We start from the raw sequence: 26532 nt of genomic DNA, 5'->3' as shown, positions 1-26532 counted from the left end.
TGTGAGGCGCGAACCAGCCCGGAACGACAGCAGGAGAAAAATGGCGCAGGCGACGACAACCGCCGTCGAGCGAACCGCCGGACCGCCCGCAGAGCCCAGCGGTCTGAGCACCGACCCGGCTGCCGCCACCCCTAGCGCCGGTCACACGTTCCGCACCGACATCAACGGGCTGCGTGCCGTCGCCGTGCTCGCCGTCGTCATCTACCACGCGGGCATCTCGATCCCCGGCGGGTTCACCGGCGTCGACATCTTCTACGTGATCTCCGGCTACCTGATCAGCTCCCTGCTGCTGCGCGAGGTGGACCGCAGCGGGACCGTCGACCTCGTCCAGTTCTGGACCCGCCGCATGCGGCGCCTCGTGCCGGCGCTCGCGCTGGTCGTCGTGGTCACGCTGGTCGCGTGCCTGCTGATCCTGTCGCCGCTGGTCTGGGGCCGCCTCGCCTGGCACGCCGCGTCGGCCATGCTGTTCGTCTCCAACCTCCTGTTCCCGTACCAGGGGCAGAACTACTTCTCCGACTCCGTCATCCCGAGCCCCTACCTGCACACCTGGTCGCTCGGTATCGAGGAGCAGTTCTACATCTTCTGGCCGCTGCTGATCCTGCTGGCCGTGGCCGTCGCGCGGCGCACCCGCGTACCCGCCCGCCGGATGCTGCAGATCCTGTTCGCCGGCACCTTCGTCGTCTCGCTCGCCGCCTCCGTCTGGCTGACGGCGGCCGCCCCCGACTGGGCGTTCTACATCCTGCCGACCCGGGCCTGGGAGTTTGCGGGCGCCGCCCTCGTCGCAACGCTGCCGTGGGGACGGCTCGCCGAACGGTCCCGCCTACGGCCGGTCCTGCTCCGGGCCCTGCTCGGGACCGCCGGGTTCGCGCTGCTGGCGCTCTCCTTCGCCTTTGTGCTCGAGACCGATCCGTTCCCCGGCACCGTCGCCCTCCTGCCCGTGGGCGGCACGCTTCTGGTGCTCACGGCGGGCAGCATCCCGGCGTCAGGCACCTGGGTGGACCGCGTGCTCGACCTGCCGGTGATGCAACGGCTCGGCGACGTCTCCTACTCCTGGTACCTCTGGCACTGGCCGTTCGTGGTGCTCACCACCGCCGCGGTGCAGGACGACGCGATCTGGATCAAGGTGCTCGCCTCCCTCGGCGCGCTCGGCGCCGCGTTCGCGACCTATCACTGGGTCGAGAACCCGATCCGGTTCAGCGCCGCCATGAAGTCCTGGCGGCGCACCGCCGCCGTCACCCTGGTGATCGGGCTCGCCGTCGGCGCCCTCGCGGTCGGCGTCCGCGTAGCGACCGCCGCCGTGCTGGAGCGCGAGCCCTACGCCACGGCCGCCAAGATCGGCGCCGAGCCGGAGTCCTACGGCTGCACCGAGGTCACCCAGCTGCCGTCGGGCAGCGACGTCTGCCTGCTCGGCGACGTCGACGCGGACACCACAGTGCTGCTCCTCGGCGACTCGCACGCCATGCAGTGGATCCCCGCCTTCGACGCCGCGGCGTCCGACGCCGGCCTCCGCCTCGCCGTCCGCTGGCGGCACGGCTGCCCCGCCGCCGAGGTCAACGTCTACCAGCCCAAGGAACGCGGGTCGTGCAGCGACTTCCAGGCGGAGTCGGTGAGCGTCGTCGAAGAGCTGCAGCCCGACGCCGTCGTCGTCAGCCAGGCCCAGATCTACTCCGACCGCATGGAGCACGCCGACGGCACCGGGATGACCGACGAAGAGGTACGCGCAACGTGGGCGAGCGCGAACGACGAGCTGTTCGCGCACCTCACCTCCGTCACGCCCAACGTGGTAGCTGTCCGGGACAACCCGCAGCTCGACATGGACCCCCTCGAATGCCTCACCCGACCCTGGTCCGGCCTCGGCGACTGCAGCATGTCGCTGGCCGAGGCCGAGGAGTCGAACGGGGACCTGCCCCGGATCAGCGCCGAGATATGGAGCAAGTACGGTGTGACGACCTGGGACGGGGTCTGGTCCCAGACCTGCGACGAGCAGACCTGCAGCGTCGGGGACATCCAGGACCCCGTCTACCGGGACTACCACCACCTCAGCGCCGACTACGTTCTGACGCAGGTGCCGTCCGTCGAGCGGATGCTCCAGGCCGCGGTCCTCGGCACGTCGTCAGGCAACATCGGGTAACGAAGGGCAACATCGGACCATGGCTCACGACCAGGCCCAGGCGCGGGGCGCCGTCGACCGGTTCTTCAAGATCAGCGAACGCGGCTCCACGGTCTGGACGGAGGTCCGGGGCGGGCTCGTCACCTTCTTCACGATGAGCTACATAGTGGTGCTCAACCCGCTCATCCTCGGCAACGTGCCCGACGGGACCGGCCAGTTCCTCGGCGGCGACGCAACGGGCGGCAACCTGCCGGCGATCGCCGCGGCGACCGCGCTCGTGGCCGGCGTCATGTCGATCCTCATGGGCGTCGTCGCGAACTTCCCGCTGGCGCTCGCGGCAGGCCTCGGCCTGAACGCCGTCGTCGCCTACTCCGTGGCCGCCCTGCCGGGCATGACCTGGGCCGATGCCATGGGCATCGTGGTGCTCGAGGGCCTCGTCATCCTGCTCCTGGTGATCACCGGCTTCCGGGCGGCAGTGTTCAAGGCGGTGCCGCGCGAGCTGAAGGTAGCGATCAGCGTGGGCATCGGTCTGTTCATCGCCTTCATCGGGGTGTTCGACGCCGGATTCGTGCGCATCCCCGCCTCCCTGGCGACCCCCACGGAGCTGGGCATGGGCGGCTCGGTCGGCACCTGGCCGCTGTTCGTGTTCGCGTTCGGCCTGCTGCTCGCCGCCGTCCTGATGGTGCGGAAGGTGCGCGGCGGCATCCTGATCGCGATCATCGCCGCCACGGTGCTCGCGCTGATCGTCGAGGCCGTCGGCAGCATCGGCGCGCGCGACGGCGACAACCCGGGCGGCTGGGCGCTCAACGTCCCCGCCCTGCCGGACTCCGTGGTGGCGCTACCCGACTTCTCGCTCATCGGCCAGTTCTCGCTGTTCGGGTCGATCGAGGCAATCGGCCCCATCGCCGTGATCCTGCTGGTGTTCACGCTGCTCATCGCCGACTTCTTCGACACGATGGGCACGATGGTCGCCATCGGCGGCGAGGCCGGGCTGCTCGACTCCCGTGGAAATCCTCCCCGGACGACCCAGATCCTGGTGGTCGACTCGCTGGCCGCCGTCGCGGGCGGCGCCGGGTCGGTGTCCTCGAACACCGCGTACGTCGAGTCGGCGTCCGGCGTGGGCGACGGCGCCCGCACCGGGCTCGCCGCGGTGACCACCGGTGTGGCGTTCCTGCTGACCACGTTCCTGGCGCCGCTCGTCGAGGTGGTGCCGCACGAGGCCGCGACCCCCGCCCTCGTGATCGTCGGGTTCCTGATGGTCGTGCAGGTGACGGGCATCGACTGGAAGGACCTCGAGGTCGCCATACCGGCGTTCCTGACCATGGTGCTCATGCCGTTCGCGTACTCGATCACGGTCGGCATCGGGGCCGGCGTGATCTCGTTCGTGCTGCTCAAGATCGCCGTGGGCAAGGCCGGGCGGGTCCACCCGCTGCTGTGGATCGCGGCGGTCCTCTTCGTCGTCTACTTCCTGCTGGGCCCGATCCGCACGGCAATAGGCCTCTGACCTGCCCGGCCGGCGTCGGGGTCGGGTCGGGAGGGGTCCGCTCTGAGCAAGTGGTTGGGCCTGGTTCTGGCGTCAGGACCATGCCCAACCGCTTGGCAGAAGCGGACCTTTAGATCGAGCGCGGTCAGGCCGCCAGAGTCTGCTTTTGGGGGGTTTGGGACATGCCCGGGTAGTCGACCTGGAGGTACGGGCGGGGGATGCGGTGTGCCCGGGACAGGCGGGCGTGCACACGGACGTGCCAGGTTCTGGCCGCCCAGATCGTCGCGATCACCGCGACGAGCAGCGTCGCCATCGCACCGAGGAGCACGGCGTACCGCGGTCCGAACGTCTCACCGATCCAGCCGACCACAGGCGAGCCGAGCGGTGTGGTGCCGAGCAGGACCATCACGTAGATCGACATGACGCGCCCGCGCAGCTCTGGTGCCACGGACAGCTGGATCGCCGCGTTCGCGGAGGTCAGCATGGTCAGGGAGGCGAAGCCGACGGGGATGCACATCAGCAGGTACCCGAGGTAGGTCGGCATGACCGCCTGGATCCCCATGGCGATCGCGAAGGCGAACGCGGCGCCGAGCACGAGCCGTACCCGCGGCCGCTCGCGCCGTGCCGCCAGCAGCGCGCCGGCGAGCGAGCCGATCGCCAGGACGGAGCCGAGGATGCCGTACTCGCTCGCTCCCCGGCCGAACTCGACGCGCGCCATCATGGCCGATGTCAGCTGGAAGTTCAGGCCGAACATGGAGACCACGCCCATCACGACCATGATCACCACGATGTCGCTGCGCCCGCGGATATAGGAGAGCCCTTCGCGGATCTGGCCCTTGGCGCGCGAGGCGGTGGGCAGGGGGTACAGGTCGCCCATCCGGGAGAGCGAGATGATCACGGCGCCGAACGTGATGCCGTTGATGATGAACACCCAGCCGCTGCCGACGGCGGCGATGAGCAGCCCAGCCACACCGGGACCGATGAGCCGCGCGGCGTTGAAGTTCGACGAGTTGAGGCCGACGGCGTTGGCGAGCCGCGTGGGCGGCACGAGCTGGGCGACGAACGTCTGGCGCACGGGCCCGTCGATGGCGCTCACGACCCCGAGCAGGGTGGCGAACACGTACACGTGCCACAGCTCCGCCGCGCCGGACAGCACCAGCGCACCGAGCCCGAGGCCCAGTACGCCCATGCCGGCCTGCGTCATCATCAGGAGCTTGCGCCGGTCGACGCGGTCGGCGAGCAGCCCGGCCCACGCGGACAGGAACAGGTGGGGGAGGAACTGCAGCGCGGTGACGATACCCACGGCCACGCCGGAGTTGTTGGTCAGGACGGTCAGGACTACCCAGTCCTGCGCCACGCGCTGCATCCAGGTGCCGATGTTGGCGACGAGAGCGCTGGCGAACCAGAGGCGATAGTTACGGAATTTCAGGCTGGCAAAAGTGGCGCTCATTGAGCGGCGATCCGGATGAGGAGCTCGTTGGCTCCTGCAAGGATCTCTCTCTCCTCTACGGTCAGGGTGGACAGCTGTTTGGTGAGCCAGGCGTCGCGCCGACGCCGGGTCTCGGCGACCTCACGCACGCCCGCGGCACTGAGCCGGACGACGACCTGGCGCCGGTCGGTGGCGTGCTCGACCTTCTCGACGAGGCCGAGCTCCGCCAGGGTGTTCACGGCCCGGGTCATCGACGGCGGTCGGACCCGCTCGTGCTCGGCGAGGGAACCGGGGGACATCTCGCCGTGCTTGTGCAGGACGGTCAGGATCCCGAACTGCCCCTCGGGGAGGTCGGCCTCGCCGCGTTCGGCACGCAGGCGGCGGGAGATCCGGGTGAGCGCGACGCGCAGGTCGCCCCCGACGGTGGCCGGGCTGTTACTGGGCCTGCGGGAGCTCGACGACACTGCCGTAGTCTAGTTCATTACCCTTGCTAACGGTACGTGGGTGTGCTCACACCACGGGGGGACGACGAAGCGCCCGCCCCCGCAAGGGGACGGGCGCTTTCGAAAGCTGCTGCCAGCGGTCAGCGCGAGCGATGTGTCTGCGCGAACTGCGCGGGACCCGGCTGCGGTTCCTGCGGGAGCTCCTGCTGCGCGGTCGCGAACCGCTGGCCCTGCTCGCTGTGCGCCTTGAGCCGGTTCTCGAACTCGGCCTGGGTGCGCAGCTCGTCCTCGGTGGGCCACAGGCCGATGCCGAGGATGAGCAGGAACGTCACGACGCTGACAGCCATCACCAGCGGCACGAGCAGCTGCATCGTGGACGCGCCGGGCGGGACGCTGTCGACCGGGTTGATGACCGAGACGCCGGCCATACCCGTGTAGTGCATGCCGGTCACGGCAAGCCCCATGACGAGCGTCGCCACGATCGTGGCGAGCGTGCCGCGGATGTGGACGGTGCACCACAGAGCGGCGGTCGCCGCGACGACCGCGATGACGATCGAGGCGATGACGTAGGTCGGGTCGTAGACGACGTCCGCCGACATCTCCATTGCTTCCATGCCCATGTAATGCATGGCCGCGACACCCGCGCCCGCCAGAGTGCCGCCGACGATCATCGCCGCCAGCTTGCGCTTGCCCAGCTCGGTGATGAAGAGGCCCGCACCGACGACGACGATGGCGATCGCCGCGCTCAGGAGGGTCTCGGGAATGTTGTACCTGATGGTCACGCCGGAGGCGGAGAAACCCAGCATGGCGACGAAGTGCATCACCCAGATGCCGGTGCCGCCGAGGGCGATGGCGCCGAACACGAGCCACGCCGCACGCGTGCCGCCCGAAGCTGCTCGGGCACGAGACGTGCACGCGAGGCCCGTCGCTGCGCCGGTACACGAGATGGCGTACGCCAGCAGAGGCGTCACGATCCCGAATGTGAAGTGGTCGATCACTGGCATGGTGTTGAACAGCCCCTCAGAATGGTTCCCTCTGTTGCGGAAACGTTACAGAGTCCCTGTACCTCGGACAATAGGCAGAACTCCCCGTTCAAGGGATATTGCGGACGTGATCGTGCTGGTCAGAGACTTTCCACGATGTAGTCCACGCAGGCGGTGAGTGCCGCGACGTCGTCCGGCTCGACCGCGGGGAACATGCCGACCCTCAGCTGGTTGCGCCCGAGCTTCCGGTACGCGAACACGTCCTGGATGCCGTTGGCGCTCAGTTCGGAGAGTACTAGTCCGACGTCGATCTCGTCGGTCAGGTCGATGGTGCCGACCACCGTGGAGCGCTCTTCCGGGCGCGCGACGAACGGCGTCGCCCACGGACGGGACTCGGCCCAGGAGTAGAGGATCTGGGCCGATGTCGCGCAGCGCTTGGTCGACCAGTCGAGGCCGCCCTGGGCGATCAGCCACTCCACCTGGTCGGCCAGGAGCAGCAGCGTGGCGACGGCGGGTGTGTTGAGGGTCTGGTCCAGGCGGGAGTTCTCGAGCGCCGTCGTCAGCGACAGGAACTCCGGCACCCAGCGCCCGGAGCTCTCGATCCGGGCGGCGCGCTCCACCGCGGCGGGGGAGAGGACGGCGAGCCAGAGGCCCCCGTCGGCCGCGAACGCCTTCTGCGGGGCGAAGTAGTAGGCGTCGGTCTGGCTCAGGTCGACGGGCAGCGCGCCGGCGCCGGACGTCGCATCGGTGAGCACGAGGGCGCCGTCGGGCCCCGCGGGGCGTAGCACGGGGGCCATGGCCCCCGTGGAGGTCTCGTTGTGCGGGGTGGCGTAGGTGTCGACGTCGGCGGACGCCTGGAGGTAGGCCACCGTGCCCGGCTCCGCCGAGATCACCTGGGACGGCTCGAGGAACGGGGCGCGTGAGGTCGCCGTCGCGAACTTGCCGCTGAACTCGCCGAACGACGCGTGCTGCGCCCTGCGCTCGACGAGGCACAGCGTGGCGACGTCCCAGAAGGCGGTGGAGCCGCCGTTGCCGAGCGCCACCTCGTACCCGTCGGGCGCGCCGAGCAGCTCCGTGACACCCTCGCGAATGCGGCGCACCAGGTCTTTCACCGGGGCGCGCCGGTGCGAGGTGCCGAGCACAGCGGCGTTCGACACGAGATGATCGAGCTGTGCCGGGCGCACCTTGGAGGGGCCGGAGCCGAAACGTCCGTCGGCTGGCAGCAGATGTGTCGGGAGTGTCAGTGGCACAGAACTAGACTAGAACCTGGGCCGACGCCCGGGCCGCACGAGTCCAGGGCGACTGGGCGGCTGCGCGCATGACGGGAGCTGACGTGACGGATCTGATCGACACCACCGAGATGTACCTCAAGACGATCTACGAGCTCGACGAGGAGGGCATCACCCCCCTGCGCGCGCGCATCGCGGAACGCCTCGGGCACTCCGGGCCGACGGTGTCGCAGACTGTCGCGCGCATGGAGCGCGACGGCCTGGTGATCGTGACCGGCGACCGCCACCTCGAGCTCACCGAGCTGGGCCACGACAAGGCGATGCGCGTGATGCGCAAGCACCGCCTCGCGGAGCGGCTGCTGACCGACGTCATCAAGCTGGACTGGGAGCACGTGCACGTCGAGGCGTGTCGCTGGGAGCACGTGATGAGCGACCTCGTGGAGAAGCGGCTCGTGGGCCTGCTCGACCACCCGCACCACGACCCGTACGGCAACCCGATCCCCGGGCTGTCCGAGCTTGGCGAGGCCTATACCGACGTGCCGTTCCTGACGGGCGTGATCTCCCTGCCGGCGGCGTTCGAGGCCGCGGCGAAGAAGGGCGTCAAGGGCGAGCCGCTCGCGGCGTCGCTCACCCGCATCGCGGAGCCGCTGCAGACCGACGTCGAGCTCCTCTCGCGGCTGTCCGACGCCGGACTGGTGCCGGGTTCCCGCATCACCGCCGAGCACCACGACGGCCTCTTCACGGTGACTGTGGACGGCTCCGGTACGGCGCTCGAGCTCAGCGAGGACCTGGCCCGCCACCTGTTTGTGGCGACGGCCTGAGTCTGAGGGTCCGTTCTGACGGGCTGAGCGGGGCTATCGCGCGCCCGTTTTGTCGGAAAGAGGTCACCCTGTTTTCGACACGCTATGGCATTCGTTGCCGGAACGTGACATCGGCCAAGAGGTCCGGTACGTTCAGAGCGCTCCCGCGGAGTTTTTCGTAGGAGTCCTCGGACGGACGCCGAACTCTGTCACCGGCTCGAGGCCCCAAGACGACCGCATGACAGAGGCGGGGGACCCACCAATGGGCGCCAGGGTGCGTCCTCGGGGTGAAGCCGGGTTTTCCTTCGGGAGATCTCGGCCGGGTGATTTCTCCCACCCGAACCCGACAGCTGACCTCGAAGGCGTTCAAGGAGAGGTACTACGTGACTGCACGTACCACCCGCGCACGCCATAGGGCTGCGCGCCGACCCGTGACTCCGCTCACCGAGTTCGCCCAGAACGCCGCAGTCGGTCGCCGTACCGCTGTTGCCGCTGCTGGTGGAGCGCTTCTCGTCTCGACCTTCGGCGGCGCGATGGCCGCACAGGCTGCGCCGGTCGAGGCCAGCCAGGCCAAGATGAACTCGGTCGACCTGAACGCGCTGACGTCGCAGGCTCGCGAATCGCTCACCAACGCTCCTGTTGTGACCGTCGCACCCGACGCCGAGCTCAACGTCGAGAAGGCCGCGGTCTCCGTGGTCTCCGCCGACGAGAACGAGGACTACCAGGCCGAGCTGGCCGCCGAGGAGGCTGCTGAGGCAGCCGAGGCCGCTGCCGCGGAGGCTGCTGAAGCAGCCGAGGCCGCCGCCTCGTCCGTAGACGTCCCCGCGTCGGCGATCGGCAACTCCGTGATCTCCATCGCGAGCCGCTACATCGGCGTTCCCTACGTCTCCGGTGGCGCCAGCCCGAGCGGCATGGACTGCTCGGGCTTCACCCAGTACGTCTTTGCTCAGCTCGGCATCGATCTGCCGCACTCGTCGTCGGCGCAGTCTGGCTACGGCACGCAGGTGTCGGCCTCTGAGGCCCAGCCGGGCGACCTGATGTGGACCCCGGGGCACGTCTCGATCTACGCCGGTGGCAACACCATGATCGACGCGTCCAAGCCGGGCACCGTGGTCGACTTCCGCACCATCTGGCAGTCGAACCCCACCTTCATTCGTCTGGGCTGATCGCAGCCGCGCAGTACCGCAAGACAGAGCGCCTGTCCCGTCCCGACAGGCTCGACCCACGGTGGTCGAGCCTGTCGAGACCGGGCAGGCGTTTTGCTTTGCCATTTTCTGCAGTCTTTTTGCTACCGGTAACCCACAACCAGTGCGTCGCCGGTAGCGTTGGCGTGCAAAGATGCTTGAGCGAAGAAAGGGCTGGCAATGACGCGATCCGAGGTCGTACTGGTCGGGGTGGACGGGTCGGCCGCGAGCCTGAACGCGCTGGACTGGGCCACCGCTTACGCGCATCGTGTGGGCTGGGCGCTGCACATCGTGTGCAGCTACTCCTTGCCGTCGTTCACGGCGGCGTCGCTCGACGGCGGGTACGCCGCACTCGATGACACCACCATCCAGGAGGGCGCCAAGGCGGTCCTCGCCGAGGCCGAGGCTCGGGTGGCCGACAGCGGCGTGCGCGCCACCACCGAGGTCGCCACCGGAGACGCGGCGGGTGTGCTCGTGGAGATGTCCGCCGACTACGGGCTGGCCGTCGTCGGCACGCGCGGCCGGGGTGGGTTCGCGGAGCGGCTGCTCGGTACTGTCTCATCCGCACTGCCCGCGCACGCGAAGATCCCCGTCGTGGTGGTGCCGCTGCGCGCGGAGGCGAACCGCGGCGTCTCGTGGACCGTGCCGGGCGCCGGATCCGGCGCCCCGCCGGCACCCGCCGCTGACGTGTCAGGCACGGCGGCGTCCGGCACGGCTCCCGGGGCGGGCGAGACCCGGGAGGTGCGCCGGATCGTCGTCGGTGTGGACGGGTCCCCGCAGGCCGAGCGGGCCCTGCAGCAGGCAATCTTCCAGGCCAACGCGTGGGGTGCGGAGCTGACCGCCGTCACCGGGGTGCCCGTGGGCAACTCGGGGATGCTGGCGTGGCTGCCGTCGACCATCGACCGCGAGCAGGTGCTTGCCGACATCGGGGCCGGCATGGACGTCCTGATCGACCGGTACGAGGCGGAGAACCCTGGGCTGCGGATCCGGCGGATCGTGCTCGACGGGACCGGCGCCGAGCTGCTCACGGAGTTCTCCACGGCGTCGGACCTCGTGGTGGTGGGCTCACGTGGCCGCGGCGGGTTCCGCGGGCTGCTGCTGGGTTCCACGAGCCAGGCGGTGCTGCACCACTCGGCGTGCCCGGTCCTGGTGGTCAACAAGCACTGCCAGGACTAGCCCGTTTGTTGTGGGCTGGATCATTGCGACTATCTGTCCGGTTCAGGCGCAGCGATCCCGCCCACAACAGTGGGGTGGCTAGTCGGTGGCGGCTTCGGCCGCGGCTAGGAGGACGCAGGTTGCCACGCCGTCCATCGCCGTGCGGACCTCGTCCAGCGGCGGCATCGACGGCGCGAGGCGCACGTTCTTGTTCTCCGGGTCCTTGCCGTACGGGTAGGTGGCGCCCGCCGGCGTGAGGGCGATCCCGGCCTCCTTGGCCAGCTGCACCACCCGGGACGCCGTGCCGGGAGCGACATCGAGCGACACGAAGTAGCCACCCTTCGGCTCGGTCCAGGAGGCGACGCCGTACCTGCCCAGGCGTTCGGCCAGGATCTGCACCACCGCCTGGAACTTGGGCGCCAGGATCTCGCGGTGCTTGCGCATGTGCTCGCGCACCCCGTCGGCCGAGCCGAAGAACATCGAGTGCCGCAGGTGGTTGATCTTGTCCGGGCCGATGGATGCGGCCGACAGGTGCTTCTTGTACCAGGCGATGTTGGCTGCCGAGCTACCCAGGAACGCCACGCCCGAGCCCGCGAACGTGACCTTGGACGTGGACGCGAACAGGATCACCCGGTCCGGGTGGCCGGCCTCCGCGGCCAGGGCGACGGCGTTGGGGCTGGTCACCTCGTCGTCGGTCAGGTGGTGCACCGCGTACGCGTTGTCCCACAGGATCCGGAAGTCCGGCGCGGCGGTGGGCATCGAGACCAGCGCGCGGGCGACGTCCTCGGTGATGACCGCGCCGTCCGGGTTCGAGTAGGTGGGGACCACCCACATGCCCTTGATGGTGGGGTCCGCCGCGACGAGTGCGGCCACGGCCTCGGCGTCCGGCCCGTCCGGCGTCATCGGGACCGGGACCATCTCGATGCCGAAGACCTCGCAGATCGTGAAGTGGCGGTCGTAGCCCGGCACCGGGCAGATCCAGCGCACCTTGTCCTCGCGCGCCCACGGCTTCGGGGACTCGGGGAAGCCGAACAGCTCGGCGTACGCGACGACGTCGTGCATGGTCGTGAGCGAGGCGTTCCCGCCCGCGAGGAGCTGCTCCACCGGCAGGTCGAGAAGCTCGGCGAAGATGCGCCGGATCGCGAGCCCGCCGTCCAGCCCGCCGTAGTTGCGCGTATCCGTGCCCGTGTCATCGGCGTGCACGCCTGCTCCGGGCAGGGCCAGCATGGGCTCGGCGAGGTCAAGCTGCTCGGCCGAGGGCTTGCCGCGCGTGAGGTCCAGCTTCAGGCCCTTGGCCTGAAGATCGGCGTAGGCCTGCTGGAGCTCGGAGATGGCCGGGAGCGCTGTGGTAGCGGGGGACGACGTCGTAGTGGTCACCCCCGGGAGCCTACGCTCAGCCGGCCGTCGGTGACAGTTCTGAGCGGTCGTCGGTGCCCTTGGCGGCGTCGTCTTTCTTGTCGTCATCGTCGACGTCGCTGGTGGCGTCGGCCTTGTCTGCTTTATCGGCAGCGGGTGCTTCCTCGGGGTCGACGGCGGGGGCGTCGTCCGATGCCTCGTCTGCGGCAGGGGTCTCCGGTGCGGCGTCCTCGTCGGCTGCGTCGGCGGTCTGGTCCGCGGGCTCCGCTGGTTCCTCGGAGTCGGCAGGTTCCGCCTCGTCGTCTGCGGCGGCAGTGCTGGCGTCGTCGTTCGCGACGTCCTCCGCGGCTGCGTTGCCTTCATCGTCCGCGACGTCCTCCGCGACGTCCTCCGCGGCTGTGTCGCCCGCGTCCGCGCCGTCGCCGTCGCGCAGCGCCACCAGGGACTCCTCGACGATGTCGAGCGCCATCTCGAGCTCGGGCTGCACTATCGACAGGGGCGGGGACAGCCGGATCGTCGCCCCGTGCGAGTCCTTCGCGAGCACCCCGCGCTCCAGGAGCGCCAAACACAGGTCGCGCCCGGTGCCGAGCGCCGGGTCCATGTCGATGCCGGCCCACAGCCCCACGGTGCGCGCACTGGTCAGCAGGCCCCGCTCCACCAGCTCGTCGAGCCGGGCCCTCAGCAGCTTGCCCGACTCCGCCGCCCGCGCCTGGTACTGGCCGGTCGAGAGCAGGTCGAGCGCCGCGATGCCGACTGCGCAGGCCAGCGGGTTGCCGCCGAACGTCGAACCGTGTGTGCCCGGGGTCAGGATGCCGAGGATCTCCGGCTTGCCGACCACTGCCGAGACCGGGACGATCCCGCCGCCCAGCGCCTTGCCCAGACAGACGAGATCCGGCTGCACGTCCCAGAGCTCGCAGGCGAGCGTGCTGCCGGTGCGGCCCAGCCCGGACTGGATCTCGTCCGCGACCAGGGCGATGTTCTTCTCCGCGGTGAGCTCGCGCAGGCCCGGCCAGAACTCGTCGGGCGGCAGCAGCACGCCGGCCTCGCCCTGCACCGGCTCCATCAGCACAGCCACGGTGGTCTCGTCCACGGCGTCGGCCACGGCTTCGAGGTCACCGAACGGGACGCGCCGGAAGCCGGGTGCGAACGGCCCGAACCCGTCGCGGGTCGCCGGGTCGTCCGAGAGGCCGGCAAGCGTGGTGGTGCGACCGTGGAAGTTGCCCTCGGCGACCACGATCGTCGCCGTGTCCTCGGGCACGCCGCGCACGTCATAACCCCACTTGCGGACCGCCTTGATCGCGGTCTCCACGGCTTCCGCGCCGGTGTTCATGGGCACGACGAGGCTGTCCTCGCCGCCGGTGGTCAGCGGCCCCACTACATCGACGAGCCGCTGCGCGAACTCTTCGAGCCGGTCATGGTCGAACGCACGGGACGTGAGCGTGACCTGGCGCAGCTGCGTCATCGCAGCGGCGATCAGGCCTTGGTGCAGGTGCCCAAAATTCAGTGCCGAGTACCCCGACAGGAAGTCGAGGAACTCGTTGCCGTCCGTGTCCCACACATGCGTACCGTGAGCCCGCGCGATTGTGATCGGCAGTGGGTCGTACGTAGGGGCGAGAGCGCTGTGCGTCGTGTCCGCCATGCCCAGCAGCCTAGAGCGGGACCAAGCATCTTGCCGAGCACGTCGACAATATTTGCCTTGTGACGTGCTCAGCAGGGCATCCCTCGCCAGGCTCGGGACGGCGTGCCGATCGGGCCTACTTCTGCTCGATGACGCGAGGAAAGCGCTCCGGCGGAGCGCCGAACGCAACCCGAGACTGCGCGATCACCGTGTGCCCCAGCGCGCGTGCTCCGATCCAGCCCACGACGGCGCCGACACCGAACGGCAGGATGCGCCCGAGCAGCAGGCTGCCCTGCTTGGCGATCTGCTTCTGGATGAACCGGTGCGTCAGCGCCTTGTTCACGCGGTGCAGCGTGGTGCGCGGCATCGTCGTGAGCAGCACCTTGCCCCATGCGACCCCGGACCCGCCGATGGCGTTCTCGACGTCCTGCGCGCCCTGGTCGCCGAGGACCGTAGCGAGCAGCAGCGCCCGACGCCGCGGGATGTCCTGGACGTCGATCCCGTGCACGTCCGCCACAGCGAGGGAGAACGCGGCCGAGGAGGCGAAGAACGTCGCCACGTCGCTGGTGGACAGCGCCACGCTGACCGCCGTGCCCACCGCGGGGATCGCGGCGGCCGCGCCGACGGCGCCACCCGTGGTCTGGATGACCCGCAGGTACTCCTTCTCCAGGAGCTTGATGATCTCCGCGGGGCTCGCGTCGGGGTTACGCGCGCGCACCTTGTTCACATGCTTGTGGATAGTCGCCGACGGGATGGTCACCGCCCGGTCGACCAGGTAGTCCAGCGGGCCCTCGGGCTTGTAGTTGACCCAGTCCGCGGGTGTGACCTCGACGGAGCTGTCCGCCTTGACGACTGCGTCTCCAGTGCTCGCGCGGCCGTTGGCCTCCGGTGCGGTCAGGTTCTGCTTGCTGTCGTCAGACATATCAGCCCTCCGTCGGCTGGTAGAACTGCGCGTCTGGGATCTGGGCGCCCACCTTGAGCGTACGGCCCACCGTGCAGGCCTTGTCGATAGATCGCTGCGCGATGATGATGAGCTTCGCCTTGTCCTCCTCGTCGAGGGCGGACAGGTCGATCTCGAACTTCTCCGTGAGCACCGGGTACCGGTCCTCGGCGACGAGCTTCGGGTCCTCGACCCGGATGGTGGTCTTGTAGTCGTCACCCAGCCGCCGCGCGAACGCCTTGTCGCTGCTCATCCCGGCGCACGCTGCGAGCGCGATCTTCAGCAGCTCGCCCGGCGTGAACACCGCGCCGGCCTCCGCCGGCCCGATCTCGACGCGCGCGCCCCGGGCCGAGAAGCCCGTGTACGTGCGTGTGCCGTTGCGCTCCACCCACAGCGGGTCGGTGGGCGATGGGGTCACGGCGTCCTCGCTGCTCGCGGCGCCTGAGGTGGTGGTCTGCTCCGTCATGAGGATGATCCTTCCACTGGTCACCGACACGGTCGCGAGCCTGAGGTCCTGCGCGTCCCGGTCGGTCGGCGTAGTTGTCAACGCGGAACGTGCGCGCGACGTTCCCGTTCGCCGCCGTTCCGCGCACAGCGGCCCCGTTCGGCGCGCACGGCGGCCCGGGCGCTGCGACGATCGTGTCATGGCGCAGAACGCGAGCGGCGAGCCCCAGGCGACCGGCCCGACGGCGGGTGGTTCGACAGCGACCGGCCCGACCACGGGCGGCGCGAGCTGGCGGCCGAACTGGCGGGACATCGTGCAGCGGCTGCTCGGCGTCGTCGCCGTGATCGTGGCCGTATGGCTCGTGTACCTGTTCCTGACCGCGTTCCTGCCGCGCTGGTGGGCCCAGGTGATCGGCAACGCCGTGGACGGGTCGTTCACGGCCGGGGCCTGGTGGGGGCTGGTCGTCGGCGCGCTGTTCACGATGGTCCCCGTGTTCTTCGTGGCGCAGGCAGTCCTCACCCGCCGGTCCTGGGGCGTGCGCGGCGGATACCTGGCGCTGGCCGTCCTGTTCGCGGTGCCGAACCTGCTGACGCTCGGGATCGTGCTGGGGACCTCGGCGGCGGCGCACGCGGGCGAGCGGATCCTCGACGTCGACGGGCCCGCCTTCCGCGGCGGTTCCGCGTGGGGCGCGGCGCTCGGCGGTGTGGTGGCGCTCGTGATCGTGGTGATGGGTGTGCTGTACCGCCGTCGTGGGGCGCGGCTCAAGGAGCTGCGGGCGCAGCAGGGCTGAGTCGTGCTCCGGCGTCCTGTCAGTGGTCAGGCTTACGCTTGCCGCATGACCGAGATCGATACTCCGTACGAGGACCTGCTCCGCGACGTGCTGGCCGCCGGCACCCCCAAGGGTGACCGCACCGGCACGGGAACACGCAGTGTCTTCGGGCGACAGATCCGGTACGACCTCGCCGAGGGGTTCCCCCTGATCACGACCAAGCGGGTGCACCTCAAGTCGGTCGTCTACGAGCTGCTGTGGTTCCTGCGCGGCGACTCCAACGTGCGCTGGCTGCAGGAGCGCGGCGTGAAGATCTGGGACGACTGGGCCGACGAGTCGGGCGAGCTCGGCCCCGTGTACGGGGTCCAGTGGCGCTCCTGGCCCACGCCCGACGGCGGGCACGTGGACCAGATCGCGAAGGTGGTCGAGCAGATCCGGACCAACCCGGACTCGCGCCGGCACATCGTGAGTGCGTGGAACCCGGCCGAGGTCGACGACATGGCGCTGCCGCCGTGCCACGCCCTGTTCCAGTTCTATGTCGCGGACGGCAAGCTCAGCTGCCAGCTCTACCAGCGCTCGGCCGACCTGTTCCTCGGTGTCCCGTTCAACATCGCCTCGTACGCGCTGCTGACGCACATGGTCGCGGCGCAGACCGGGCTGGAGGTCGGCGAGTTCGTGTGGACCGGCGGTGACGTGCACATCTACGAGAACCACGTGGAGCAGGTGCGCACCCAGCTGGAGCGCGACCCGTACCCGTACCCCTCGTTGCGCCTCGCGCCGCGGGAGTCGATCTTCGACTATCAGTTCGAGGACATCGAGGTGCTCGGGTACGTCTCCCACCCGACCATCAAGGCCCCGATCGCAGTCTGATGATCGGACTCATCTGGGGGCAGGCTCGTGACGCCGGTGGCCGGCCGGTGATCGGCGCCGGCGGGGACATCCCGTGGCGCGTGCCCGAGGACTTCGCCCACTTCAAGCGGACCACCTCGGGCCACCCGGTCGTCATGGGGCGGCTCACCTGGGAGTCGCTGCCGAAGCGGCCCCTGCCCGGCCGGACCAACGTGGTGGTCTCGTCGCGCGGCCGGGAGGGTGTACCGGACGCGGGGGGCGACGTCGTAGCGGTCGGCTCGATCGGCGAGGCGCTCGAGATCGCGGCGAACGCACCAGGCGGGGACGAGATCTGGGTGATGGGCGGGTCCCAGATCTACAACGAGGCGCTGCCGATCGCCGACGTGCTCGAGGTCTCCGAGATCAACACGGAGCTCGACGGCGACGTGTTCGCCCCCGAGATCGGCCCGGAGTGGACGGTCACCTCGTCCACCGAGTGGGCGACGTCGACGTCGGGCCTCCGCTACCGCCACCTGCGCTACACGCGCGCCTGACCCGGCCGGCTCAGACCAGGTCGCGGACCGCCGCGTACTGCTCACGGATCACCGGCTGTGGGTCGGCGGCCAGGGTGGTCGCGATAGTCGTGGACCACGCGGGCGCGACGACGCCGGCCGCACCGCCCCCGTTCGACGCGGACGCGGCCGACGCGAGGACCCAAGCGGCCTGCCGTGCTGCGCCGTCGGCCACGTACTCCCCGGGCTCAGGGATGCCGATGGGCAGGCCGAAGACCTGCGGGGCGATCCGCTGCACGGCCGGGGACTGCGCCGCGCCGCCGATCAGCATCACGCGTTCCACCGCGACACCCTGCGCGCGCAGCGCGTCGAGGCCGTCGGCGAGACCGCACAGCATGCCTTCGATGTAGGCGCGGGCCAGGTGGGCGCGCGTCGAGGTGACGAGGCGGATGCCGTGCAGGGTGCCGGTCGCGTCGGGCCGGTTGGGCGTGCGCTCTCCCTCCAGGTAGGGCACGAGCACCAGGCCGTCGGAGCCGGGCGGGGCCTGGAGGGCGAGCTCGGCGAGCTCGTCGAAGTTGACGTCGAGCACCTCGCGCGCCGCGTCCAGGACGCGCGCGGCGTTGAGCGTGACGGCCAGCATGAGCGCGTTGCCGGTCGCGTCCGCGAAGCCGTTGATCGCGCCGGACCCGTCCGCGGTGCGCTCGGGCGCGACGGCGGAGACCACGCCCGACGTGCCGATCGAGATGGCGATGTCGCCCGGCGTCATGCCGAGCCCCAGGGACGCCCCGGCGTTGTCGCCGGCGCCGGGACCGATCAGGGCCCCGCCCTCTACCGTCGACCCCGCGACGGTCGGGTGCGCGACACCGCGCGCCTCGGTCACACCGACCACCCGCGGCAGCACGACGTCGGTCCGCCCCAGGGCGCGTTCCAGCAGGTCAGGCCGGTACTGGCCGGTGGCGGCGTCGTAGTACCCGGTGCCGGAGGCATCCGAGCGGTCCGTGAACAGCTTGTCGAGCTGCGGCCCCAGGGGAGCGGCCGGGTCGCCCGCGGGGCCATAGCCCGCGATGCGCCACGACAGCCAGTCGTGGGGGAGCGCCACCGCGGCGACGCGCGCCGCGTTCTCCGGCTCGTTGTCGTGCAGCCAGCGCAGCTTGGTGACGGTGAGGGAGGCCACGAGCACCGAGCCGACGGCGTCTGCCCAGGCCTGGGCGCCCGCCGCGCGGTCGCCGTCGCCCAGCTCGGTGATCAGCGCCTCGGCCGACGGCGCGGAGCGATTGTCGTTCCAGAGCAGCGCGGGCCGGATCACGTTGCCCTCGGCGTCGAGCGTCACCAGACCGTGCTGCTGACCGCCCACGGCGAGCGCGGCGACGTCGGCCAAGCCGCCTGCCGCGGCGGCCGCCTCCTGGAAGGCGTCCCACCAGTGCCGCGGATCCACCTCGGTGCCGTCCGGGTGCTTGGCGGAACCGGTCCGGACGAGCGCGCCGGTCTCGGCGTCGCGCACGACGATCTTGCAGGACTGCGTGGAGGTGTCCACGCCGGCGACGAGGGGCATCGATGCTCCAGAAACGGGATGAGGAGGGAAGGGGGACGCGGCTGACCACGCTACCCGCGCCACAGTTCGGCCTAATCCCCTTCGAGACCTAGGTTTCTTCGCTTTGAGCGCGTCGAAAGCGGAGAAACCTAGGTCTCGAAGGGGATGGCCGGTCGAGGACCGGCGCGTCAGCCGATCAGGTGGGTCAGGGCGAGCTGGTGGAGGCGGACCAGGCCGTAGTCACGTTCCGCCAGGGCCTCGATGTCCGGGTCGGACTCTGCCAGGAACGAGTCGAACGACTCGCCGTCGGCCAGGGTCGGCTGGCCCAGCTCGAAGATCCCGGCGTGCTCGAACGCGGCCTGGACCTCGGGGTCGGCCCGGTACTGAGCGGCCTTGGCCGCCAGCATGTCGTAGGTCGCCATGTTGGCCTTGGCCGACTCCCACACGCCGTCGAGGTACTCGGTGCGCGACGGCTTGTAGTCGAAGTGGCGCGGTCCCTCGTAGCGGGGTCCGCCGTTCGGGAAGCCGTTCTCCAGCAGGTCGACCGTGAAGAACGCGGACAGCAGGTCGCCGTGACCGAACACGAGGTCCTGGTCGTACCGCGGGCCGTGCTGGCCGTTCAGGTCGATGTGGAACAGCTTGCCGAGGTGCAGGGCCAGGGCCAGGCCGTGCGTGTAGTTGAGGCCGGCCATCTGCTCGTGGCCCGTCTCCGGGTTGAGGCCCACGATGTCGGCGTTGTCGAGCGAGTCGATCAGCGCGATGGCGTGGCCGATGGTCGGCAGGAAGATGTCGCCGCGCGGCTCGTTCGGCTTGGGCTCCAGCGCGATGCGCAGGCCGTAGCCCTTCTCCTTGATGTAGGAGGCGACGGTGTCGATGCCCTCGGCGTAGCGAGCGTGCGCGGCGTTGAGGTCCTTCGAGTTGTCGTACTCGGTGCCCTCACGGCCGCCCCACATGACAAACGTGGAGGCGCCCATGTCGGCGGCCAGGTCCACGTTGCGCAGCACCTTGCGCAGGCCGAAGCGGCGCACCTCGCGGTTGTTGGAGGTGAACGCGCCGTCCTTGAACACGGGGTGCGTGAAGGTGTTCGTGGTCACCATCTCGCAGACCATGCCGGTCTCCGCGGCGGCCCGCTTGACGGAGTCGATGTGCTTGGTGCGCTCGGACTCGTCGGAGCCGAAGGGGTAGACGTCGTTGTCGTGGAACGTGAAGCCCCAGGCGCCGAGGTCGGCGAGCTTGCGGACGGATTCGGCGGGGTCCAGGTCGGGGCGGGTCGCCGTGCCGAACGGGTCGGCGGCGGGCCAGCCGATGGTCCACAGGCCGAACGAGTACTTGATGTCGCTCACGCGGGTCTCCTCATCGAGGCGGCCCCGGTGCGCGGCGCCGCATTTGTTGTACGACTGAACTATTGCCCGTGCCTCAGCTACAGTCAAGGCGTGACCACCGCAGGGACCGCACGCGAGACCACCGCACGGACCGGCCCCGGGGCCGCCCGCCAGCACACCCTGCGCGAACGCAACCTGGAGCTGGTCGCGCGCGCGGTGTTCGAGGTGCCGGAACCACTCTCGCGCGCCGGCGTGGCCGCCGCGACCGGCCTCACCCGCGCCACGGTCTCCACGCTCGTCGACCAGCTCGTGGCCGCCCGGCTCGTCCGCGAGCTGCCGGCCGTGTACGGCGGGCGCGCCGGGCGGCCAGCCGTCCCGCTGGTCCCCGCGCCACGGTCCGTCGTCGGCCTCGGGCTCGAGGTGAACGTGGACTACCTGGGCGTGCGGGTACTCGATCTCACGGGCGACGTCGTGACGAACAACGTGGTCCCGGGCGAGTTCCACGACGGCGACCCCGCAGTGGTGCTGCGCCGGCTCGGCAAGCTCGCCCGTGAGGTGTCCGACGACGTCGCGGTGTCAGGCATGCGGGTCGCCGGCGCGCGGCTGGCCCTGCCCGGCCTCGTCGACCCCCGCACCGGGCTCCTCGAGGTGGCGCCCAACCTGGGCTGGTCGTCGCTGGCGCCGGTCCCGCTGCTCGCGCTCGGCGACACCGAGGTGCGCATCGCCAACGAGGCCAAGCTCGCGGCGCTCGCGGAGCTGGCCGGCGGGTCGGACGTCGCCGCCCCCGACTCCTTCATCTTCGTCTCGGGCGACGTCGGCATCGGCGGGGCGATAGTCGTCGACCGCAAGCTCTTCCTGGGTGAGCGCGGGTGGAACGGCGAGATCGGGCACGTGGTGGTCGACCCGGCTGGGCCGCGCTGCTCGTGCGGCGCGTTCGGCTGCCTGGAGCAGTACGCGGGCAAGGACGCGATGATGCGCGCGGCGGGCCTCCCGCCGTCCGCCCCCTTGAGCTCGCTCGTCGCCCTTTTGTCCGACGGCGGCTCCGGGCTGGCCGACGGCGCAGGGTTGCCCGCCGGCCGCGCCCTTGGCTCGGCTCTCGCGGACTTCGTGAACCTGCTCGACATCGGCACGATCGTGCTGGGCGGCGCGTACACCGAGCTGCTGCCCTGGCTGCGGGCCGACGTCGAGGCCGTGCTCGCCGACCGTGTGCTCGCCGCGCCGTTCGTGGACCTGCAGGTCAGGGCCGCCCAGGCCGGCCCCCAGGCGGCGCTAACGGGTGGCGCACGCGAGGTGCTGCAGGCGGTGCTGGCGCACCCGGCAGCCTGGGTCTGACCCGCAGCCAGCCTCCGCCACTGACTCGCCATACCCGATACGGCGAGTCAGCATGCTGGTCGGACCAAGCCACTGACTCGCCTTAGCTGGCATGGCGAGTCAGTGGCTTGGTTCGGACTGCGCCCCGGACTCGGCGTACCCGGTGCGCCGATTCCGGGGCGCAGTCCGGTCAGCACGTCGCTGCTGGCCGGTCCCACTCGCGGGGAGCGGTCAGACCGCGGCGCCGACAGTGCCCAGCGCGCCCACCAGCGAAGCGAGCTCCGGAACCTCTTCCGCCTCCTGCAGCGCCTCCTGCAGGGCCCGGTCGTGCGTGGGGCGCGCCGCGAGGAGGAGCTTCTCGCCGGCCTTCGTGAGCTCGGTGTAGATCCCGCGGCGGTCGTCCTGGCACAGCACTCGCGTCAGCAGCGCGCGGTCCTCCAGGCGGTTGACCAGGCGCGTCGTGGCGCTCGGCGAGAGCGCGGTGGCGCGGCCGAGCTGCTGCATGCGCATGTGCCAGCCGTCCTGCCGGGACAGGGCGTCCAGCACGGTGTACTCCACGACGGTGAGGCCGTGCTCGGCCTGCAGCGCGCGTTCGAGCGCGGTGTCGATCAGACCGTGCAGTGCGGCGAGCGTTCGCCAGCCCTGGGCGCGGATCTCGACGGCGTCGTCGGCGATTCCCATGGGCCCTCCTTGTCGGGCGTGATGTCGGGCGTGATGTCCGTCTCCAAACTATAGCGCTTGTGCAACTAGTGCGCGCGTGCAAGTATCTAGGAGGCGTGTGCAAATAACCGCGTACGCCAGGATGCCGCGCACGCATGAGCTGCGTCGCTCGGAGAACAGCCAAGGAGCCCCATGTCATCCCTCGTCCCCGCCGTCTCGACCCCCGCCGTCGCCCTCCCGAACGCCATCCGTCCCGGCGCGACCATGCCGCAGGCCGGGTTCGGCGTCTTCCAGGTGCCCGACGCCGAGACGACCCGCGCCGTCAGCCACGCGCTCGAAGCCGGCTACCGGAGCGTCGACACCGCGGCGGTCTACGGCAACGAGGCAGGCGTGGGCCGCGCCCTCGCGGAGTCCGGCCTGGCTCGCGACGAGGTGTTCGTGACCAGCAAGCTGTGGGTCGACTCGATGGCGCGTGACGCCGTGCGGCCCGCGCTGGAGCGCACCCTTGAGCTGCTCGGCCTCGACGCCCTCGACCTGTACCTGATCCACTGGCCTGCGCCGGGCCTCGGTCTGTACGTCGCGGCCTGGGAGGGGCTCATCGAGGCCCGCGAGGCCGGCCTGGTCCGCGAGATCGGCGTCTCCAACTTCCAGCCCGCGCACCTCGACGCGATCATCGCGGCGACCGGGGTGCGGCCGGTCGTCAACCAGGTGGAGCTGCACCCCGCGCTGCAGCAGCGCGAGCTGCGCGCCCACCACGCGGGCCTCGGGATCGTCACCGAGGCGTGGAGCCCGCTCGCGCAGGGCGCGGTGCTCGGCGCGGCGCCGGTGACCGCCGCCGCCGAGGCGCACGGCGTAACACCGGCTCAGGTGGTGCTGCGCTGGCACCTGCAGCACGGGAACGTAGTGATCCCCAAGTCGGTCACGCCGTCGCGCATCGCGTCGAACCTCGACCTGTTCGGCTTCGAGCTGACCGTGGCGGAGGTCGTCGCGATCGATGCGCTCGACCGCGACGGCCGCACCGGTCTGCACCCCGACACCTTCAACGGCTGACCCTGCTCGTCCCCGCCTGACCAACGTCCCCGCCTGACCAACGCCCCCGCCTGACCAAGGAGAACTGCCATGCCTGCTGCCCTGTGGGCCCTCGCCATCGGGGGCTTCGGCATCGGCCTCACCGAGTTCGTCATCATGGGCCTGCTGCCCGCGGTGGCCACGGACTTCGGTGTCACCGAGACGGTCGCCGGATACCTCATCTCGGGTTATGCCCTGTCCGTCGCGGTGGGCGCGGTGGGCCTCACCGCCGCCCTGAACCGGATGGACCGGAGGAAGGCCCTGCTCGGGCTGATGGTCCTGTTCATCGCGGGCAACCTGGTGTCCGCCATCGCCCCGAGCTACGAGCTGATGATGCTGGGCCGGGTCGTCGCGGCGCTGTGCCACGGTGCCTTCTTCGGCATCGGGGCAGTCGTCGCCGCTGACCTGGTGGCCAAGGAGCGTCGTGCTGCCGCCATCTCGATCATGTTCACCGGGCTGACGGTCGCCAACGTGCTCGGGGTGCCGTTCGGCACGCTGCTCGGGCAGGCCGCCGGCTGGCGCTCCACGTTCTGGGCGATCACCGCCATCGGCGTGCTCGCGTTCGTCGGCATCGCGCTCCTGGTCCCCGCCCGGATCGGTGTGCCCGACGACGCCGCGGGCGCCAGCGGGCAGGCCGGACCGGGCCTGCGGGGCGAGCTGGCCGTGTTCCGGGCGCCGCAGGTCTGGCTCTCGCTCGCGGTGACGGTGTTCGGGTTCGGCGGCATGTTCGGCGCGTTCACCTACATCGCCTTCACCCTCACCGAGGTGAGCGGGTTCGCGAGCTCGACGGTGCCGTGGCTGCTGATGCTGTTCGGCGCGGGCCTCTTTGTGGGGAACCTGGTGGGCGGCAAGGCGGCCGACCGGAACCTCGGCACCACATTGCTCACCCTGCTGGCGCTGCTCACCGTGGTCCTGGCGGGCTTCGCGCTGACGGCCAACAGCCAGGTCGCGACGCTGGCCGGCCTGTTCCTGATGGGCGCGGTCGGGTTCGCGGTGGGGCCGGGTCTGCAGATGCGGGTCATGCGGCACGCCGCCGTGGCCCCGACGCTCGCCTCCGGCGCGAACATTGCCGCGTTCAACATCGGCAACGCGTTCGGCGCCTGGGTGGGTGGCCTGACCCTGGCCGCCGGCCTCGGCTACACGTCGCCGCTGTGGGCGGGCGCCGCCGTGACCCTGGCCGGGCTGGTGGTCATGGTGGTGGCCACGCGGGTCCGGGGCGGCGAGCGTGCCGCGCGGACCGAACGGCCCGCCGCGGTGCTCGCCGCGCGTTAGGTGCGCCTGGGCAGACTCGAACTGCCGACACCCGCTTTAGGAGAGCGGTGCTCTATCCACTGAGCTACAGGCGCTCGCCCCTCTCGAGACGGGAGGGGCGAGCCCGGCGTCGGGCAGGGCCCGGGCCAGTGCGCACAGCCTATCGTCCGTCCGGGCAGGTGCGCGAAGTGCCGATATCGGCACAGGTGTCAATTTAGCAACATCGGTCACAAACCTTGACTCGATCGACCCCGGCACAGAACGATGCTCAACAACCCGGCGCGACGATGCGTCCGGTCCGCGCGACGGCCGTGCGGGTGGACGAGAGGATCGCTGATGTCCCTTCGACAGACCAGGTCACGGGGCGCGTCGGCCCTGGCGACGGCTGCGGCGGCGGGCCTGCTGCTCGCCGGCTGCTCCGGCGGCGGCGGCAACGAGCCGATCTCCAACCCGTATGCGTCCGCCGAAGGCATGGACTCCGCGAACGAGCTGGTGGGTGAGTACCCCCGCGAGGAGACGCTCTTCACGAGCGGTACACAGTGGGGCCCGCCGTCGTCCTGGAACCCGATCCCCAGCTCGGGCGAGGCGACAGCCACGCGCGGCCTGCTGTATGAGCCGCTGTTCCAGTTCGACCCGATCACGCTCGAGCTGACGCCCTGGCTCGCCGAGGGTGGTGAGTGGATTGACGACGACACCTACGAGCTGACCCTCCGCGAGGGCCTGACCTGGCAGGACGGCGAGACGCTCAACGCGGACGACGTCGTCTTCACCACCGAGCTCGGCCAGATCGACGCCGTGCCCTACTCCAACCTGTGGACCTGGCTGGACAGCGTCGAGGCCACTGGCGACACGACAGTCGAGTTCACGTTCTCCGACCCGCGCTACCAGGAGTGGGACAACTGGCTCTACACCACGATGGTGGTCCCGGAGCACATCATGGGGGACTGGTCCGAGGACGACCTGCTCTCCAACCCGAACGAGGACCCGATCGGCTCGGGCGCCTTCCGGTTCTCCGCCGTCGGGCAGGACCGCATGGTCTGGGAGCGCAACGACGACTGGTGGGCCCGGAGCGAGCTCGGCTACGAGATGCCGATGAGGTACATCGTCGACGTCGTGAACACCTCCAACGAGGTGGCGCTCGGGCTCATGCTGTCCGGCAGCCTCGACCTGAGCAACAACTTCCTGCCCGGCGTCAACACGCTTGTGGACTCCGGCCAGGTCAGCACCTACTACGCGGGTGAGCCGTACATGCTGGCGGCGGCGTCGGCGAACCTGATCCCGAACCAGACGCGGCCGCCGATGGACGACGTCGACTTCCGGCAGGCGCTGGCCCGGTCGATCGACGTCGACAAGATCGTTGCGAACGCGTACGGCGGCCTGGTCGCCAAGGCGCACCCGTCGGGCCTGGTGCCGGCGTTCGAGGAGTACTACGACGAGGACGTCGTCGCCGAGCACGGCTTCACCTTCGACGCGGACGAGGCCCGGTCGATCCTGGCCGACGCCGGCTACGAGGACACCGACGGCGACGGGTTCGTCGAGACGCCGGACGGCGAACAGATCGACCTGACGCTGATCGTCCCGGCCGGCTGGACCGACTGGATGGAAGCGGCGCGTGTCATCGCGGAGGACGCCTCCGCGGCCGGCATCCGGGTCACCGCCGACTTCCCCGACCAGGGCGCCGTCGACGACGCGCGGGCCACCGGCGACTTCGACCTCGTCATCAACGGCAACGCGGGCGTGAGCAACACCCCGTGGACCTACTACAACTACGCGTTCTACCAGCCCATCCACGAGCAGATGCTGGTGGGCAACTTCGGTCGCTACGAGGACGAGGGCGCGTGGGACCTGGTGCAGACGCTGTCCCGCACCGAGACCGGCACGCCTGAGTTCTCCGAGACGCTGTCCCAGGTCCAGGAGAAGTTCCTGACCGACCTGCCGGCGATCCCGCTCTGGTACAACGGCGCGTGGGCCCAGTACAACGAGTCGCAGTGGACCAACTGGCCCAAGGAGGGCCGTGAGGACGCGTACTTCCCGATCATGTGGAACGGGTACACGCAGATGGGCGGCATCAACACGCTGCTCGGCCTCGAGCCGGCCTCCTGACG

At 70.3% G+C, this 26532-nt stretch carries 23 protein-coding genes, 1 tRNA gene and 1 riboswitch; of the genes, 12 read left to right on the top strand and 12 right to left on the bottom strand.

The window, feature by feature from the left end; all coding sequences use genetic code 11:
* Positions 1–40 precede the first annotated feature (40 nt).
* Both AB1046_RS13980 and AB1046_RS13975 read left to right on the top strand, forming a co-directional pair.
* Positions 41–2131, top strand: coding sequence for an acyltransferase family protein (locus tag AB1046_RS13980; protein ID WP_369369911.1), 2091 nt, complete (start codon positions 41–43; stop codon positions 2129–2131).
* Positions 2132–2150: 19 nt separating this feature from the next.
* The gene (locus AB1046_RS13975) at positions 2151–3614 is read left to right on the top strand and encodes an NCS2 family permease (RefSeq protein ID WP_369369910.1); all 1464 of its coding nucleotides are present in this window, start codon (positions 2151–2153) and stop codon (positions 3612–3614) included.
* A gap of 124 nt (positions 3615–3738) precedes the next feature.
* On the opposite strand, the gene AB1046_RS13970 is transcribed toward AB1046_RS13975, so the two are convergent.
* The 4 genes from AB1046_RS13970 to serC form a co-directional block, all read right to left on the bottom strand.
* Entirely contained in the window at positions 3739–5043 is a 1305-nt protein-coding gene (locus AB1046_RS13970; RefSeq protein WP_369369909.1) for an MFS transporter, read from the bottom strand.
* Positions 5040–5486: a MarR family winged helix-turn-helix transcriptional regulator gene (locus AB1046_RS13965; protein WP_369369908.1), complete on the bottom strand. Its 447-nt coding sequence runs from the start codon at positions 5484–5486 to the stop codon at positions 5040–5042. The genes AB1046_RS13970 and AB1046_RS13965 overlap by 4 nt, the downstream gene beginning before the upstream one ends.
* A 119-nt stretch (positions 5487–5605) precedes the next feature.
* Positions 5606–6436 (bottom strand): MHYT domain-containing protein, encoded by an 831-nt coding sequence (locus AB1046_RS13960; protein ID WP_369369906.1) that lies wholly within the window; start codon positions 6434–6436, stop codon positions 5606–5608.
* A gap of 152 nt (positions 6437–6588) precedes the next feature.
* Positions 6589–7698, bottom strand: a complete 1110-nt coding sequence (gene serC, locus AB1046_RS13955) for a phosphoserine transaminase (protein ID WP_369369905.1) — start codon at positions 7696–7698, stop codon at positions 6589–6591.
* An 83-nt stretch (positions 7699–7781) separates the two neighbouring features.
* Between serC and AB1046_RS13950 the strand changes: the two genes are divergently transcribed.
* The 3 genes from AB1046_RS13950 to AB1046_RS13940 all read left to right on the top strand — a co-directional run bounded on the left by AB1046_RS13950 (position 7782) and on the right by AB1046_RS13940 (position 10837).
* Positions 7782–8498, top strand: coding sequence for an iron dependent repressor, metal binding and dimerization domain protein (locus AB1046_RS13950; RefSeq protein ID WP_369369903.1), 717 nt, complete (start codon positions 7782–7784; stop codon positions 8496–8498).
* Between the two features lie 166 nt (positions 8499–8664).
* Positions 8665–8858, top strand: a riboswitch (cyclic di-AMP (ydaO/yuaA leader).
* 50 nt (positions 8859–8908) lie between these two features.
* Complete coding sequence (locus AB1046_RS13945) at positions 8909–9643, top strand: C40 family peptidase (protein WP_369369902.1); 735 nt, start codon at positions 8909–8911, stop codon at positions 9641–9643.
* Positions 9644–9841: 198 nt separating this feature from the next.
* On the top strand, positions 9842–10837 hold the full coding sequence (locus AB1046_RS13940; RefSeq protein ID WP_369369901.1) for a universal stress protein: 996 nt from the start codon (positions 9842–9844) through the stop codon (positions 10835–10837).
* 78 nt (positions 10838–10915) lie between these two features.
* Here AB1046_RS13940 and AB1046_RS13935 read toward each other — a convergent pair whose 3' ends face one another.
* From AB1046_RS13935 to AB1046_RS13920, 4 genes are all read right to left on the bottom strand, one after another.
* Complete coding sequence (locus AB1046_RS13935) at positions 10916–12193, bottom strand: aminotransferase class I/II-fold pyridoxal phosphate-dependent enzyme (RefSeq protein ID WP_369369899.1); 1278 nt, start codon at positions 12191–12193, stop codon at positions 10916–10918.
* Positions 12194–12209: 16 nt separating this feature from the next.
* The gene (rocD, locus tag AB1046_RS13930; RefSeq protein WP_369369898.1) at positions 12210–13811 is read right to left on the bottom strand and encodes an ornithine--oxo-acid transaminase; all 1602 of its coding nucleotides are present in this window, start codon (positions 13809–13811) and stop codon (positions 12210–12212) included.
* Positions 13812–13926: 115 nt separating this feature from the next.
* A complete protein-coding gene (locus tag AB1046_RS13925; protein WP_369369897.1) occupies positions 13927–14712 on the bottom strand; it encodes a hypothetical protein in 786 nt (261 codons plus the stop codon).
* A 1-nt stretch (position 14713) separates the two neighbouring features.
* On the bottom strand, positions 14714–15196 hold the full coding sequence (locus AB1046_RS13920) for an OsmC family protein (protein ID WP_369369896.1): 483 nt from the start codon (positions 15194–15196) through the stop codon (positions 14714–14716).
* A gap of 178 nt (positions 15197–15374) precedes the next feature.
* Between AB1046_RS13920 and AB1046_RS13915 the strand changes: the two genes are divergently transcribed.
* The 3 genes from AB1046_RS13915 to AB1046_RS13905 are packed head-to-tail and all read left to right on the top strand — an operon-like array spanning position 15375 to position 17326.
* A complete protein-coding gene (locus AB1046_RS13915) occupies positions 15375–15965 on the top strand; it encodes a hypothetical protein (RefSeq protein WP_369369895.1) in 591 nt (196 codons plus the stop codon).
* A 45-nt stretch (positions 15966–16010) separates the two neighbouring features.
* Positions 16011–16814: a thymidylate synthase gene (locus AB1046_RS13910; RefSeq protein ID WP_369369894.1), complete on the top strand. Its 804-nt coding sequence runs from the start codon at positions 16011–16013 to the stop codon at positions 16812–16814.
* Complete coding sequence (locus AB1046_RS13905; RefSeq protein WP_369369893.1) at positions 16814–17326, top strand: dihydrofolate reductase; 513 nt, start codon at positions 16814–16816, stop codon at positions 17324–17326. The genes AB1046_RS13910 and AB1046_RS13905 overlap by 1 nt, the downstream gene beginning before the upstream one ends.
* A gap of 10 nt (positions 17327–17336) precedes the next feature.
* Here AB1046_RS13905 and xylB read toward each other — a convergent pair whose 3' ends face one another.
* Both xylB and xylA read right to left on the bottom strand, forming a co-directional pair.
* Complete coding sequence (gene xylB, locus AB1046_RS13900; protein WP_369369892.1) at positions 17337–18836, bottom strand: xylulokinase; 1500 nt, start codon at positions 18834–18836, stop codon at positions 17337–17339.
* 167 nt (positions 18837–19003) lie between these two features.
* Positions 19004–20158: a xylose isomerase gene (gene xylA / locus AB1046_RS13895; RefSeq protein WP_369369891.1), complete on the bottom strand. Its 1155-nt coding sequence runs from the start codon at positions 20156–20158 to the stop codon at positions 19004–19006.
* A 90-nt stretch (positions 20159–20248) separates the two neighbouring features.
* Here xylA and AB1046_RS13890 point away from each other — a divergent pair, with 90 nt between their 5' ends.
* Positions 20249–21469 (top strand): ROK family protein, encoded by a 1221-nt coding sequence (locus tag AB1046_RS13890; protein WP_369369890.1) that lies wholly within the window; start codon positions 20249–20251, stop codon positions 21467–21469.
* Positions 21470–21679: 210 nt separating this feature from the next.
* On the opposite strand, the gene AB1046_RS13885 is transcribed toward AB1046_RS13890, so the two are convergent.
* The gene (locus AB1046_RS13885) at positions 21680–22129 is read right to left on the bottom strand and encodes a MarR family winged helix-turn-helix transcriptional regulator (RefSeq protein ID WP_369369889.1); all 450 of its coding nucleotides are present in this window, start codon (positions 22127–22129) and stop codon (positions 21680–21682) included.
* A gap of 243 nt (positions 22130–22372) precedes the next feature.
* On the opposite strand from AB1046_RS13885, the gene AB1046_RS13880 reads away from it, so the two are divergent.
* Together AB1046_RS13880 and AB1046_RS13875 are read left to right on the top strand one after the other, a co-directional pair.
* Positions 22373–23158, top strand: a complete 786-nt coding sequence (locus AB1046_RS13880; protein WP_369375713.1) for an aldo/keto reductase — start codon at positions 22373–22375, stop codon at positions 23156–23158.
* 69 nt (positions 23159–23227) lie between these two features.
* On the top strand, positions 23228–24448 hold the full coding sequence (locus AB1046_RS13875) for an MFS transporter (protein ID WP_369369888.1): 1221 nt from the start codon (positions 23228–23230) through the stop codon (positions 24446–24448).
* A 1-nt stretch (position 24449) separates the two neighbouring features.
* Here the strand turns inward: AB1046_RS13875 and AB1046_RS13870 are convergent.
* Positions 24450–24522 (bottom strand) — tRNA-Arg (locus AB1046_RS13870).
* A gap of 241 nt (positions 24523–24763) precedes the next feature.
* Here AB1046_RS13870 and AB1046_RS13865 point away from each other — a divergent pair.
* Entirely contained in the window at positions 24764–26530 is a 1767-nt protein-coding gene (locus AB1046_RS13865; protein WP_369369887.1) for an ABC transporter substrate-binding protein, read from the top strand.
* Positions 26531–26532: the final 2 nt, after the last annotated feature.

This window comes from Promicromonospora sp. Populi (assembly GCF_041081105.1).
Taxonomy (GTDB): Bacteria; Actinomycetota; Actinomycetes; order Actinomycetales; family Cellulomonadaceae; genus Promicromonospora.
Note: the sequence above shows the minus strand (reverse complement) of the source record. Positions and strands in the feature narration are given on the sequence as shown.